This window comes from Pseudidiomarina homiensis, from assembly GCF_003987225.1.
GTDB classification, from domain to species: domain Bacteria; phylum Pseudomonadota; class Gammaproteobacteria; order Enterobacterales; family Alteromonadaceae; genus Pseudidiomarina; species Pseudidiomarina homiensis.
In genome coordinates, this window is sequence record NZ_PIPX01000001.1 from 374,146 (window position 1) to 387,005 (window position 12,860).

At 49.1% G+C, this 12,860-nt stretch carries 15 protein-coding genes; 8 read left to right on the forward strand and 7 right to left on the reverse strand.

Annotated elements, in window-relative coordinates; translation table 11 throughout:
- The first annotated feature begins 19 nt into the window (after positions 1–19).
- Together CWI70_RS01745 and CWI70_RS01750 are read left to right on the forward strand one after the other, a co-directional pair.
- Complete coding sequence (locus tag CWI70_RS01745; RefSeq protein ID WP_126769995.1) at positions 20–262, forward strand: type II toxin-antitoxin system Phd/YefM family antitoxin; 243 nt, start codon at positions 20–22, stop codon at positions 260–262.
- Positions 259–522 carry a Txe/YoeB family addiction module toxin gene (locus CWI70_RS01750; protein ID WP_126769997.1) on the forward strand — a complete coding sequence of 88 codons (264 nt, stop codon included), beginning with the start codon at positions 259–261 and terminating at the stop codon, positions 520–522. Before CWI70_RS01745 ends, CWI70_RS01750 begins: the two co-directional genes overlap by 4 nt.
- Here the strand turns inward: CWI70_RS01750 and CWI70_RS01755 are convergent.
- From CWI70_RS01755 to CWI70_RS01770, 4 genes are read right to left on the reverse strand one after another with little or no spacing between them, the layout of a single operon-like run.
- Positions 513–1,316 (reverse strand): SDR family NAD(P)-dependent oxidoreductase, encoded by an 804-nt coding sequence (locus CWI70_RS01755; protein WP_126769998.1) that lies wholly within the window; start codon positions 1,314–1,316, stop codon positions 513–515. The genes CWI70_RS01750 and CWI70_RS01755 overlap by 10 nt on opposite strands.
- On the reverse strand, positions 1,313–2,269 hold the full coding sequence (locus CWI70_RS01760) for an SDR family oxidoreductase (RefSeq protein WP_126770000.1): 957 nt from the start codon (positions 2,267–2,269) through the stop codon (positions 1,313–1,315). Before CWI70_RS01760 ends, CWI70_RS01755 begins: the two co-directional genes overlap by 4 nt.
- Positions 2,266–3,159 carry a bile acid:sodium symporter family protein gene (locus CWI70_RS01765; protein ID WP_126770002.1) on the reverse strand — a complete coding sequence of 298 codons (894 nt, stop codon included), beginning with the start codon at positions 3,157–3,159 and terminating at the stop codon, positions 2,266–2,268. The genes CWI70_RS01760 and CWI70_RS01765 overlap by 4 nt, the downstream gene beginning before the upstream one ends.
- Positions 3,160–4,455 carry a flavin-containing monooxygenase gene (locus CWI70_RS01770; RefSeq protein WP_126770004.1) on the reverse strand — a complete coding sequence of 432 codons (1,296 nt, stop codon included), beginning with the start codon at positions 4,453–4,455 and terminating at the stop codon, positions 3,160–3,162.
- A 119-nt stretch (positions 4,456–4,574) separates the two neighbouring features.
- Here CWI70_RS01770 and CWI70_RS01775 point away from each other — a divergent pair, with 119 nt between their 5' ends.
- From CWI70_RS01775 to CWI70_RS01800, 6 genes are all read left to right on the forward strand, one after another.
- Positions 4,575–5,582, forward strand: a complete 1,008-nt coding sequence (locus tag CWI70_RS01775) for an AraC family transcriptional regulator (protein ID WP_126770006.1) — start codon at positions 4,575–4,577, stop codon at positions 5,580–5,582.
- Between the two features lie 69 nt (positions 5,583–5,651).
- A complete protein-coding gene (locus tag CWI70_RS01780) occupies positions 5,652–6,089 on the forward strand; it encodes an Sbal_3080 family lipoprotein (RefSeq protein WP_126770008.1) in 438 nt (145 codons plus the stop codon).
- 170 nt (positions 6,090–6,259) lie between these two features.
- Positions 6,260–7,621 carry a serine hydrolase domain-containing protein gene (locus CWI70_RS01785; RefSeq protein ID WP_126770009.1) on the forward strand — a complete coding sequence of 454 codons (1,362 nt, stop codon included), beginning with the start codon at positions 6,260–6,262 and terminating at the stop codon, positions 7,619–7,621.
- 202 nt (positions 7,622–7,823) lie between these two features.
- Entirely contained in the window at positions 7,824–8,054 is a 231-nt protein-coding gene (gene vapB, locus CWI70_RS01790) for a type II toxin-antitoxin system VapB family antitoxin (protein WP_126770011.1), read from the forward strand.
- Positions 8,054–8,500: a type II toxin-antitoxin system tRNA(fMet)-specific endonuclease VapC gene (vapC, locus tag CWI70_RS01795; protein WP_126770013.1), complete on the forward strand. Its 447-nt coding sequence runs from the start codon at positions 8,054–8,056 to the stop codon at positions 8,498–8,500. The genes vapB and vapC overlap by 1 nt, the downstream gene beginning before the upstream one ends.
- Positions 8,501–8,629: 129 nt before the next feature.
- Positions 8,630–8,995 carry a BON domain-containing protein gene (locus CWI70_RS01800; RefSeq protein ID WP_126770015.1) on the forward strand — a complete coding sequence of 122 codons (366 nt, stop codon included), beginning with the start codon at positions 8,630–8,632 and terminating at the stop codon, positions 8,993–8,995.
- A gap of 90 nt (positions 8,996–9,085) precedes the next feature.
- Here CWI70_RS01800 and CWI70_RS01805 read toward each other — a convergent pair whose 3' ends face one another.
- The 3 genes from CWI70_RS01805 to CWI70_RS01815 are packed head-to-tail and all read right to left on the reverse strand — an operon-like array spanning position 9,086 to position 12,774.
- Positions 9,086–10,075: a LacI family DNA-binding transcriptional regulator gene (locus tag CWI70_RS01805; protein WP_126770017.1), complete on the reverse strand. Its 990-nt coding sequence runs from the start codon at positions 10,073–10,075 to the stop codon at positions 9,086–9,088.
- Between the two features lie 15 nt (positions 10,076–10,090).
- Positions 10,091–11,416: a glycoside-pentoside-hexuronide (GPH):cation symporter gene (locus tag CWI70_RS01810; protein ID WP_126770019.1), complete on the reverse strand. Its 1,326-nt coding sequence runs from the start codon at positions 11,414–11,416 to the stop codon at positions 10,091–10,093.
- Positions 11,413–12,774 carry a GH1 family beta-glucosidase gene (locus tag CWI70_RS01815; protein WP_126770021.1) on the reverse strand — a complete coding sequence of 454 codons (1,362 nt, stop codon included), beginning with the start codon at positions 12,772–12,774 and terminating at the stop codon, positions 11,413–11,415. Before CWI70_RS01815 ends, CWI70_RS01810 begins: the two co-directional genes overlap by 4 nt.
- Positions 12,775–12,860: the final 86 nt, after the last annotated feature.

Consider the following 12,860-nt stretch of genomic DNA (forward strand, 5'->3'; position numbering starts at 1 on the left):
CAGCTGTTAAGGAGCCCCTATGACAACCATCACGGCCACTGAAGCCCGTAGTAATCTTTATCGCTTAATTGATGAAACTGCTGAGTCCCATGAGCCAGTCGTGATCAGTGGCAAGCGCAACAATGCCGTGTTAGTTGCTGAGGAAGATTGGACGGCAATTCAAGAAACACTTTACTTACTCTCCATTCCAGGGATGCGCGAATCTATCGTGGAAGGAATGGCGACGGCAACTGATCAATGTGATAAGGAGCTAGACTGGTGACATGGACGTTATGTTATACAAAACAAGCGCAACGTGATGCAAAAAAGCTCGCATCAAGTGGCCTCAAAGAAAGCGCGACGCAACTACTCGAATTAATTACAGAAGACCCTTTTCGCCGTCCTCCACCGTTTGAAAAGCTTTTGGGGGATTTGTCGGGTGCCTATTCACGGCGCATCAATATTCAACACCGTTTGGTGTATCAGGTGCTACCAGAGTTGCAGTTGGTGAAGCTTTTGCGACTTTGGTCCCACTATGACTGAGAAAATTTGCGCTGCATCAAACGCTGGTAGAGCTTAGGCGCGATGCGATAGAGCACGCTAGCGAAGTAGGTGAATTTGTCAGGGAACAAGCGTTCGCGGCCATCCTTTATAGCTTTCACTATGTGCTGCGCCATCCAAGTACTTGAGCGCATTTTGCCGACCATGGAGCGTGGATGACGCGCGATGCCGCCACTGCCATCCAAGGCATGGTTTTCAATGGGTGTATCAAGAAAGCTGGGGTACACCTGCAAGATGCGCACAGACGACGAAGTGCAGGCCAGTTCGGCGCGTAGCACCTCAAAGTATTGATGCAAGGCGGACTTTGCCGCACAGTAGCCGGCACGTTCAATCACTGGCATCCAACCCGCCATCGAACCAATGGTCACAATGCGGCCGCCGCTACCGGCGGTTTCCAATAAAGGCAGCAGCGCCTGGGTGAGTTGCACAGGGGCGAAATAGTCAACGGCCATGACCTTTTGCAAGACTTCGCGAGAGGTAACCCGTGAGAGCGAACGGTGGGTGATACCGGCGTTATTGATCAATAGCTCCAAACGGGAAAGGTCCGCCTTTAGTTGTTCGCACAAGAGCTCCACGGCACCAGCGTCAGCCAAATCCACCTGATAGCAGCGGGCGCCAGGAAACTCCTCGGCACAAGCGCGTAAACCATCGGCATTCACATCCACCAAGACGAGTTGATACTGGTGCTGCAAGGCTCGGGCGAGTTCAAGGCCGAGTCCAGATGCAGCTCCCGTAATTAATACGACAGGCAATGCAACAGACGATTCAGCAGTCATTCTGAGCGCTCCGTCGCCTTGAGGTTGTGCTCAATAAAATAGTCAAACACCTCATGGCTGGTTTTCATCGGGGTATAGCCAAATTCGCTTTTTAAAGCGCTGTTGTCCAACACTGGGCGGTACCGCAAAAAATCGAGTTGCTCGGCGCTGTATTGCGTCAAACCTATTGCGTGTCCGATACGCAAAGCGCTGCTAAGCAGCCACGCGGGCAAAACAAGCAGTGGTTTACCCAGCGCAGCAGCGATGTCGTTAATCGTCATAGCGCCATCTCCCGCGAGGTTATAGACTCCAGCTTTTGCGCCCAGCACGCCTTGGTAAATAATCTCGATAACGTCTTGGTCCCAAATAAATACAAAAGGCGAAGGCGAACCTTTAATGGCAAGCAAGCGTTTGCGTCTAAACAGGGCGGTGATCTGGTTGTTGGTCGAGCGTCCTAAAACAGTGCCCGGACGTAACACCAACTGCTGCAATTCAGGGTGCTGCACACGGTAGTCGGTAAGCAATTCCTCAATCAAACGTTTGTGGTGACTGTAGGCAAAGGTCGCGTTGCCGCGTAGCGCGTCGTCTTCGCTCAGCCAATCGGGGTTGTCGGCATGATAGCCATAAGCTGCGCCGCTACTGGTAACGGTGAGGTGGCTAACCCCTGCGTGGGTACAGGCCTGCAACACGTTACGGGTGCCGTTTACATCGATATCGTAGTCGCGTTCGCGGTTCGGACTGGCCTGCATCACGCTGGCAAGATGCACGACATGCGTGATTTGCTCACGTGCCATCAACTCGGCAAGTTCTGTTGCGCGGATATCCATCTCAACAAAGGTATAGCCATCGACCGGCGCAGATTGACGTCGAAGGTCGACACCAACGACTGTACAGGAGCTGACAAGCTTACGCACTAAAGCTAGGCCAATGTAACCTTCGCTGCCGGTAATCAGTACCTTCATGTTTGAATTCATGCGCGACCTCCGGCAACAGCCAAACGGCGATCCCGCCATTGCCAAAACAGGGTTAGACTGAGTCCTGAAATGAGATGCCAGATTCCCCAAGCGGCAGCGATGATCGCCATTTCAGTTTGCGCAGAAAAGTAGGTGAAGATAATACCCAGGCCAAGACCGGAATTTTGTAAGCCAACCTCCAACGTAACGGCGCGGCGCTCGGGAGCCGCCAAGCCCAACGATCGTGCGGAACCCCAGCCAATACCCATGGCGATGGCGTTATGCACTATTACGGCTAACAAGAAGATGCTGGCGCCCGCGACAAACCGCTCCCAATTCAGCACTAAGGCGATGCCCACAAAGCCGAACAGAGCCAATAGTGAGGCGATACGAAAGAACCCTTCGCTACGGCGCGCAAAATCCGGAAACTGCCGAGCACACCATAACCCCAGTAGCAACGGCACAGCCAAAACGAAAAACACAATGGTAAGCATGTCCCACGTTGACACGTCGATGGACTTCAATAACGCATCGGTGTGCGGATTCAGGCTGGCATAAAACATGAAATTGAAGGGTGTCAGTAACGATGCTAAAAGGCTGGCGATACCCGTCATGCTTACCGACATGGCGGCGTTACCGTTGGCTAAGTGGGTCATGATGTTTGAAAAGCTGCCACCAGGGCAGCAACTGACTAACAGCAGGCCAAGGGCAATTTCTGCTGGCATAGGTACCACGGATATTGCCGCAAAGGTGATCAACGGTAGCAATAAAAATTGTGCTAGTAAGCCCACCAGCGGGCCTTTAGGCTCTTGCACCACGCGTTTAAAGTCGGCAGGCGTTAAACTCAGCGCAATGCCGAACATCATCATTGCCAGAACAGCATTGAGGATGAGTAGTGACGTAGCTGACATCTATGAGGCCTTTAGAGCGCGCATTTCATCGCTTAGCGCTTTCAGGTAGGTGTCTTTGTGCACGTAGTAGGCCATTCGTTCGACTTGCAGGTAACTCATACCACCGTCAATGCGTTGCGTAGCCTGCGCTCGCACTTTGTCTTGGAAGCTTGAAAACGCAGTGGGGTTGTCACGTTGTAAACGAATAACTTCGGCAACCAATTGCGCTTGGTCGTCACTGCCTTGCCATCCTAAGCCTGAGGCTTCCACCATGCCCATGACGTATAGGTTGTCGTGGCGTGGGTTAAAAACATTCAGGTAAAGCTGCGGTGCATGGCCTTGCCAGTTTAAGTGTTCGCGGTCGATAAATGGGTAATGTAACTTGTAACCAGTGGCTTGCAGGATTAAGTCGTATTCTTCGTGGGTACCGTCAACGTATTCCACGCCAGTGGCGGTGAGCTGCTTTATATCTGGGCGTACGTTAATGTCACCATGGCCAATGTGGTGTAAAAACAGCGAGTTAATCACCGGATGGGATTCGTACATTTGGTAATCTGGGTCGGGCAAGCCGAAGCTGCTGGGTTTCCCCGAAAGCAAACGTACCAGCAGGCCATCGACTTTTTGTTTCAGCCGCAACGGCAACTTCACCTTACCACCTAAGGTATCAATAGGGCGGCCAGCGACGAATTTAGGCAAAAAGTAATAGCCCCGGCGTACCGACATAGCGACACTCTTGGCGCGGTGTACCGCATCTACCGCAATATCGCAGCCGCTATTGCCACAGCCAATAATGAGAACGCGTTTGCCAGCGAATAAATTAGCATAGCGGTAATCACTACTATGTAGCATTTCGCCATTGAACTCGCCTTTGAAATCGATGCGATTAGGGTGGTGTAGCGTGCCATTGGCGAGCAGCACGTTGCTGGCGATAATCTCGTGGGTGTTCTCACCCGAGCGATACACTACACGCCATTGCTGGTCGTCGGTGGGCTCAACGGTTTCCACCCAACTGTTAAAGCGGTAATGCTTTTTCAAATCGAAGTGCTTCGCATAATCGCGAAAGTATTGGCCCATCTGATCATGTTTCGGGTAGGGCGCAACATGGTCTGCCATCGGAAAGTCTTTGAATTCGGTCATGCGCTTCGATGAAATCAGGTGCGCCGAGTCGTACATGGTACTGGTGGGGCTATCGATGTCCCATAAACCGCCCACGTCACTGTGGGCCTCAAGGCCTACGACCTCAAGGTTTTGTTCAAGCAACCGACGTACCGTGCACAAGCCCATTGGGCCGGCGCCAATAACGACGCATGGATTCATGTGATGTCTTCCTTGCTGCAGATCAGATAGCAAGATAATAACAATTGATCAGAATCAAGCCATGCTTTAAACGGACAATTAACTGGTTAATTTAGGCCACAACGGGTATCTTAAGCGTCATGAACCAAGTCAAACGTCCGTTTACTAAAGCGAGTGTTACGCAAAGCTTCACTCATGCAATCGTGCAACAGCTTACGCAACTCGGCGTTACGTTGCCTGATAAGTTGCGTCAGCAGTTGACTCAACAACAGGGTCAACAACGCTTGCCGTTGGCTTTACAAGACGAACTCTGGCAAAGCTTAGAACAACTGCAACGCCCCGAGTTAGGCCTGCAAATTGGCATGGCACTGCAGCCACAACACTTCGATACCATTGGCTTTTTGTTGTTGAGTTCACCCTCACTCAGTACTGCAGTAGAAAGTCTGGTCAACTACTCGTCGTTGATTGGTGAAGGAGGCACTTTTAGCAAAGCTAAATCGGCACAGGGTTGGCAAGTAGGTTACGACGACCACTTCAATGTCGCCGTAGCGCTGCGTATTGAGGCAATTTTTGCCAGTATAGCGCGTGGCGCACAGTGGGTGGCGGGCAAGTCGATCATGCCGGTACAGGTGCATTTCAAACATCCGCAACAGACCGCTATGGCGCTTTACCAACAGGCTTTTGGGACTGCTGACATAAGTTTTGAACAAGCGCACAATACGATCACCTATAGTGAAGGCGATTGGTCGTTTCGTCAGCAGCAAGTCAATCCTGCACTACAAACGCAAATGCTCGAATTGGCGAAGCAACAATTGGCGCAACTACAGCCGCAATCGCTGACCGAACGTGTCGAGGCATTGCTACAACGCCAGCCATGGTTGAGTCGAACCCAACTTGCCACTAGTCTTGCCGTCAGCGAGCGTACGTTGGCACGTCATCTAGCCGCCGCACATACCAGCTATAATGCACTTTCACAGCAAGTGAAAAAGCAGCTCGCCTTGCAGCAAGTTTGCCAACCGCAAACGACGCAATCGAGCCTCGCCGATTTTCTTGGCTACAGCGACGAACAAGCTTTCGCTAAAGCATTCCGCCGCTGGACCGGCATGAGCTTTTCGGAATTTAGGTTGCAACACAACAAAGGTAATTGACTTTGTTTCTGGCTTTGGTGCAAAATTTTATTTTTATTACAACAAAAAATAAACTTTAAGGATGAAGCCATGAAGAAAGTCTTTTTTCTTGCATTAGTGTTTGGTCTAACTGGCTGTACTGCCATTGATGTAAGTCAAATCTCTCGCGCTCATAAAGTTGAGCATGTCTGTATAGAAAGCAACCCGAAAGTCATCGTTGACGGATTTGTAGATACCGTAACTCAAATTTTTCAACAGCGCGGCATTAGCACTCAAATCTATAACGCAGGTGCGCAACCTAATGATTGTGAAGTGATCATGTTTTATACCGCTCGACGTTCGTGGGATATCACGCCTTATTTGAGTTACGCGGAACTTTCATTGTTTAAGGACAATACTCAAATTGGTTATGCCGAGTACCGCTTGCGCGGCAAAGGTGGTCTTGCACTTAACAAGTGGGCGAGTGTTGAAAGTAAGATGACGCCAGTGGTTGAACAATTACTCGGACAGTACCCGGTTACTAATTAACTTAACGCTTCCAACTTCCATCAATTGTCTGCGATCTGTTGCTAGCAGATCGCATTTTCTTACATTTTTGCGTTAGCAAAAGCTTCCTGAGAGCCTATTTTAGGTTGCTATCTTTATGCAAAGAGAATAACCTTTTGCACAAAGATAAAGTTAGGTATTAGGAACTGTTTATGAAATCTTTCGTTACCCCATTGCTCACGTCGGCCGCTCTCACGCTGTTTTGTTTTCCGTCGTTTGCATTAGCGCAAGCTAATTCTGCAACAGATATTGATGCTTTAGTTGGAGCCTACCACCAGACCTATGGTTTTACTGGCACGGTCAAAGTGGTGCAGGGCGATCAACCTTTGTATGAGAAGAGTTACGGTTTGGCGAATCGTAGTTTTGCTATTGAGAATACGCCCACCACCCGTAACTCAATCAATTCGATTTCAAAAACCTTTACGGCATTCGGTATTCTGCTGTTGGTTGAGAACGGCAAACTGGATTTACATAAATCGATTGGGACGTACCTACCTTATTTAACCGCAGACTGGAAAGAGACGGTAACGATACACCATTTGCTGACCCATAGTTCAGGCTTGCCACGCGAGTCGGGAGTACAGGCTCATGACGAGCTAACGCTAAAACAACAGGTGATGCGATTGGTGGATCAACAAACCTTGTTGTTCAACCCTGGCAGTCAATACGGTTACTCGAATTCAGGGCTTATCGTGTTGGGAGCTCTGCTAGAGCAGGTCACTGGGAAAGATTATGGGGCTTATATTACAGAGCAGGTGTTACAACCCATGCAGCTCAACAATACCGGCTATTATCGAGGCCGTAATGTCGTCGATCGGCAAGCAACACCGTATCGCATGAGTAGTACCGGGCTCGAATTTGCGCAACGTAGCAAACATTACGGAGGTAATGCTGGCGGTGGTCTCTATTCGACGCCAAGCGACTTGTATCAATACGTTCGTGCGATTGAATCGAATCAGTTACTCAGTGCCGAAACTACGGCGTTATTGTTTACGCCACACATTCACAGTGGCGAAACGGACGCCGAGGGCTATGCATGGAGTATTAAGAAATTTGGTGATGAAACACTTCATTTTGCTGCGGGCAGTGGCTACGGCACCAAAAGCGTGATGATCCGTGCGCCTGAGAGCAAAGATTTTATCTCCATCACTTCGAACTGGGGTAACACACCGATTTTAAATATGTTGGCAGATATCTATCTGACCTTGAAAGGACAATCGATTACGCCGCCCGACGCAAATCAACTTGCTAAGCCGCAAGACTTTGCGAAACAGTTGGGTAGTTACAAATTTGATCCCGAACAGCTGAAAATGCACATCGGTATGGATGGTGATACGGTGACGCTGCAAGCCTTCGAGAACAAGCTGTTCTTAAACGATGAGCTTATGGCTGCCAAAGGCGCTGATGTGATTGGTTTAACCTACACTGACGAGTTCAGAGTTCAGTTCCAAGGTAAGCAAATGCTGATTCAAATCAACGGTAATGAATTGCGAGGGCAAAAAGTAGACGACTAAACAACCCTTGTTGTTGCGCTATGCAGCACGGTCTCGGCCGATTTCTAAAACTGGACTTGGATCGTGCAACGCTACAATAACCAAGTCATGCGTGACTGCCTCGCACAGGCACGAAACCGAACACGTGCCGACATACATTGATTTGTTTGGCAGTGGCGGCTAGTATGTATATACATTTTGTATATACTCATGGTGATAGCCAATGACCAAGACTAAAATCTTCAAAAATAACCGTACGCAGGCCGTACGTCTTCCCCGTGATGTGGCATTTCCTGATGACATTACTGAAGTTGAAGTGCTGGTCGTGGGTGAGAGTCGAATTATTACGCCGGCGCGTCGATCATGGGCCTCATGGTTTGCTGCTGAGCCGTTGAGTGATGACTTCATGGCAGAACGTGATCAACCCGCCGAGCAAGAGCGAGAAAGCTGGTAATGCTGCACTATCTACTAGACACCAACTTTTGTATTTACTTAATGAAGAATCGGCCAGCGTTCTTGTTACCGATATTTGAACAGCATTCGCGACAGATCGCGGTCAGCAGTATCACGGTGATGGAACTTTATTATGGCGTTGAACGCTCCATGCAACGGGTGGCCAATGGTGAAAAGTTAGCGAGTTTTCTTGCGCGTGTTCAAACATTAGATTTTGATGTGCAAGCAGCAGCGCAAACAGCCATCATCCGAAGTATTCTTGCCCAACAAGGAACTCCAATTGGTCCTTATGATCAGATGATCGCGGGACACGCGCGTGCTCAAAATCTAACGGTAGTTACGAATAACCGTCGCGAATTTGATCGAGTTGATGGCCTTCTTGTGGAGAACTGGCTAGAACAACCGCCCACCGCGACGATAAATGAAGCTAGTCCCGCCTATCGTTAACTCAAAACTACCATCTTTACAAAAACTTGAGCTTGTAAAAGCTCAGAAAAGCGCCTTCAACGTTAAAATTTGCTCGCTATAGTGAAAGCGTAAGTAAATTTTAATTTGTCACCAACTGGAGGTGTTCCCATGAAAAACTTACGTTTAGCTACAGTTATTTCGTCAGTTTTTGCTTTGACATTCGGTCCTGCGGTATTTGCGATGAATCTTGATGCGATTCAAGATCAGCAGAATAAAGCTGAGCAAGCCATGGAAGAAACTGGTGAGTACGTGAGTGATGCCGCGCTCACAACCAAAGTAAAAGCGACGATATTGGCAAGTGATGCCTTGAATGTGCTTGAAATCAATGTTGAAACGAAAGACGGAGTCGTGCAACTAAGTGGCTTTGTTGAGCAAGAAGAAGACATTGATACGGCAGAAAAAATTGTTCGTGGAATCGACGGTGTCAAAGATGTCGAAAATGACATCAAAGTAAAGAAGTCAGACGCTTCTTAATTTAGTCACCTCGCGCACCGCAAGGTCGCACAGTGAGTGCCCCCCCCGGCACGACGTTTAGCCCCGCATGCAATGCGGGGCTTTTTTGTGCTATGCCGAGTCGCGTGGAATCAATTGTGGCTGAAATACCGCTTTTAAATCCGGTACAGGTTGTTGGTACACGTGTTTGAGCACCCAGCGTGCAGCCATTTGACCGATCGCCTCAATGGGATAATCGACGGTGGTTAGCTTTGGATACGTGTAATGTGAAAAATTGACGTTATCGAAGCCGACCACTGCTAACTCTGCAGGTACTTCAAGGCCGACTTCGTGGGCGACAGTAATTGCACCTGATGCCATCTCGTCGTTAGCACAAACCAGCGCCGTGAACTTGGCTTTTGCATCAAGGAAGTGGTGTAGCGCGTGTACGCCCCCAGTTTCTTGGAAGTCACCTTCGAAGAACAAGCTTTTATCTTCAGCTAAGGAAAATTCTTTTAATGCTCGCAAGTGGCCTTTGTAACGTTCACTTGCGTCGTGTTTCCACATCGGCCCTGAAACATAGGCAATACTGCGATGGCCGCGTTCCAATAAGTGGTGGGTGGCAAGATAACCGCCTAGTTCGTTGTCGAGGGTAATACAACGGTCCGCAACGGCTGCGACGTGACGGTTAATCACGACAAAAGGCGTGCCACTGTCGGCTAGCCCGCGCAGATAATCGTCGCTTACCGACTCGACATGTAAAATTAAAGCATCGCAATTACGGCTGCGCAGAAACTCAATGCTTTCGCGTTCGAGTTCGGCGTCACTGTGTCCAGCAGCGACAATAACGTGTTTACCAACTGCGCGGAATTCACTTTCGATGCGACTCAATAGTTCGCCATAAAATGGGCCGCCTAGCTCAGAAACCAAGATGCCGATACTATTGGAGCGATTACTCGCCAGTGATTGGGCAACCGAATTTGGCCGGTAGCCTAGTTCTTGCATGGCCGCTTCAACTTTTTCCTTTGTTGATGCACGGACCGGTGCCGTATTGTTAATCACCCGTGAAACGGTGGCTAACGATACGCCTGCTAATTTTGAGACTTCATAGATGGTTGCCATGCTTTGTTATTCTCGTTATGCACTTTGTTCTAATTCGCGGGCAATTTGTTGTACGCGCGCACGATTCAAAGTGTACCCGCGCATGACCCAAGCAACAAGCAATGATGCTATGGCAGGTAACCATGTGAAGGCAATCAGAATACCCAGTTGGGTATGTTCGGTTTGTGCTTGTCCAGCTTGGTAGTTGTAAATAGCTAACCACCAGCCGGCAATAGCGCCACCAAGCGCGATGCCGATTTTAATAAAGAACACCACCGAGGCGTAGACTAAGCCGTTGGCTCGTAACCCAGATTCACGTTGGCCAAAGTCGACTACATCGGCAATCTTCGCCCACAACATCGGTGTGGCCATTTGCAGGAAAAAACTCCAGAAGAAATAGAGCACAATAGCTAGAGTTAACTGTGAAGCGGGCACAAAGAACGCCGCTGCTGACAGCACCGCAGCGATAATTTGTAGGGCTTTATAGGCTTGTACTTTATCAATGCGTCGCGTTAAGGGGTTGGCCAGCGCACAACCTAAAATATTGCCTACCATGCCAATCGACACAAACGTGGTAATCAAATCTTCGCGCATTAGATAATATTTGACGTAATAAATGGCGAGGGTGTTTTTAATCGCAATACCAATCAGCAATAAGACGGCGACAATCGCTAGGGTACGTAATGCGTCATTTTGCCAAAGTGTTTTCAGCCCTGAGCCGAAATTAAGCTGTTGGTCATGTGGCGGATGAACGCGTTCCTTGGTGCCAGCAAAGCAGAGGAGAAACAACAATACGCCTAGTACGCTCATGGCTGCAATCGTTAACTGATACCCTTGTGCTTTGTCACCTTGCCCAAACCAATCGACCAAAGGGAGGGTGAGTAATGTAACAATGAGGCCACCTAACATGCCGAAAACAAAGCGATAGGATTGCACTGAAACGCGCTCGTCGGGATCTTTGGTTAATACGCCGCCAAGCGCCGAGTAGGGGATATTAATCGCTGTGTAGGCAAGCATCAGTAGAGTATAGGTAACATAGGCGTACACGACCTTGCCTGTAGCGCCTAAATCCGGCGTCGTAAAGGCCAAGATGCTGCAGACGGCGAAAGGTATAACGAGCCATAACAAGTAGGGGCGAAATTGCCCCCAGCGCGTATTTGTTTTGTCAGCGAGTAACCCCATAAGCGGGTCGGTGATCGCATCGATCAGGCGCACTACCAAAAACATGGTGCCGACCGTGCCAGCCGAAATGCCAAAGATATCAGTATAGAAAAAGGCGAGGAATAACATCACCGTTTGAAAAATCAGGTTACTTGCGGTGTCACCCAGCCCGTAAGCTACTTTTTCACGCCGAGAAATCATACTGCGTCTACCGTTTGCAGTTGCGCCGCGCGGTTACGCCAGAAACTTTGCAGTGCTTTAGCGCTGTCTTTAAGTATGCGCTGTTGCGTGGCGTAGTCGACATAGACGATACCGAAGCGTTGCGTATAGCCTTCCGCCCATTCAAAGTTATCGAGTAAGCTCCAGGCAAAGTAGCCGCGCATATCGAGTCCTGCTTCAATACAGTTGTGAACCGCAAGTAGATGTTGCTGATAGTAATCGATTCTGGCTTCATCGTGTACTGCATTATTGACTAATTTATCAGCAAAAGCTGCACCGTTTTCAGTAATGTAAATTGGTGGAAAGTTCGTGAAACTTCGCTTTAAGTCAACCAGTACTTCCGTAAGGCCTTGTGGGTAGATTTCCCAGCCCATGGTGGTCAACGGTGGAGTGGTGGGCGGAACATCTGAGAACCAGCCATTTTTCTCTCGGAAAACTGTGCGGGTGTAGTAATTGACGCCAAGAAAATCGATTGGTTGCGATATTAGCTCCATATCACCAGCGGAAATCGCCGGCATGTCCTCTGCTTGCAAAGCATGACGCAAGTCAGGATAACTACCAGTTAGCAATGGCTGTAGATACCACAAGTTGTGATAGTTGTGAGCGAGTTTGGCCGCAGCAATGTCCTCTGGGGCGTCGGTCGCCGCGAAACAGGGGCTAAAATTAAGCACGATGCCATGTTCTGCTTTTGGCGCATGTTTGCGCAATCGTGGTAGGGCAAGGCCATGAGCGAGTAATAAATAATGAGCTGCTTGGCGTCCTTGTTGACGGTTTTTTACGCCTGGTGCATGAATACCAGCTTCATAACTCAAATACGCACTGCAAAACGGCTCATTTAAAGTGGCATAGCTCGCCACTTTATTCCCCAAAGCTTTGGCCATGACTTCGGCGTAGTCAGCAAAGCGCTGGGCAGTTTCGCGATTTAACCAGCCGCCCTGATCTTGCAGATATTGCGGAAGGTCCCAGTGATAGAGCGTCACGTGAGGCGCAATACCTTTACTGATGAGAGTGTCCACTAGGTCGATATAAAACTGTAAACCGGCTTGGTTCACACTGCCATCGGCATTCATTACTCGGCCCCAAGCTACTGAGAAGCGATAGGCGTCAACACCAAGGCTCGCAATCAGTTCAACGTCGTCGCGCCAATGCTTCACATGTTCACAGGCAACTAAGCCATTGGATGCATCTTTGATGCGGCCTGGTTCGGCACAGAAGGTATCCCAAATGCTCGGTTCGCGATCATTAGCTGCGCCCTCAATTTGGAATGACGAAGTGGCTACGCCGAAGACGAAGTCTGAGGTAAGCATTTTTGAATGCTGTGGTAGGCTTATTTTTTTCATAAGGATTGCGAAACCGTCCAATTATGCTATAAATGAAAGCGCTTTCATCATAGGCCATAATTCGGCCTAAGGTCAAAAAATTATAA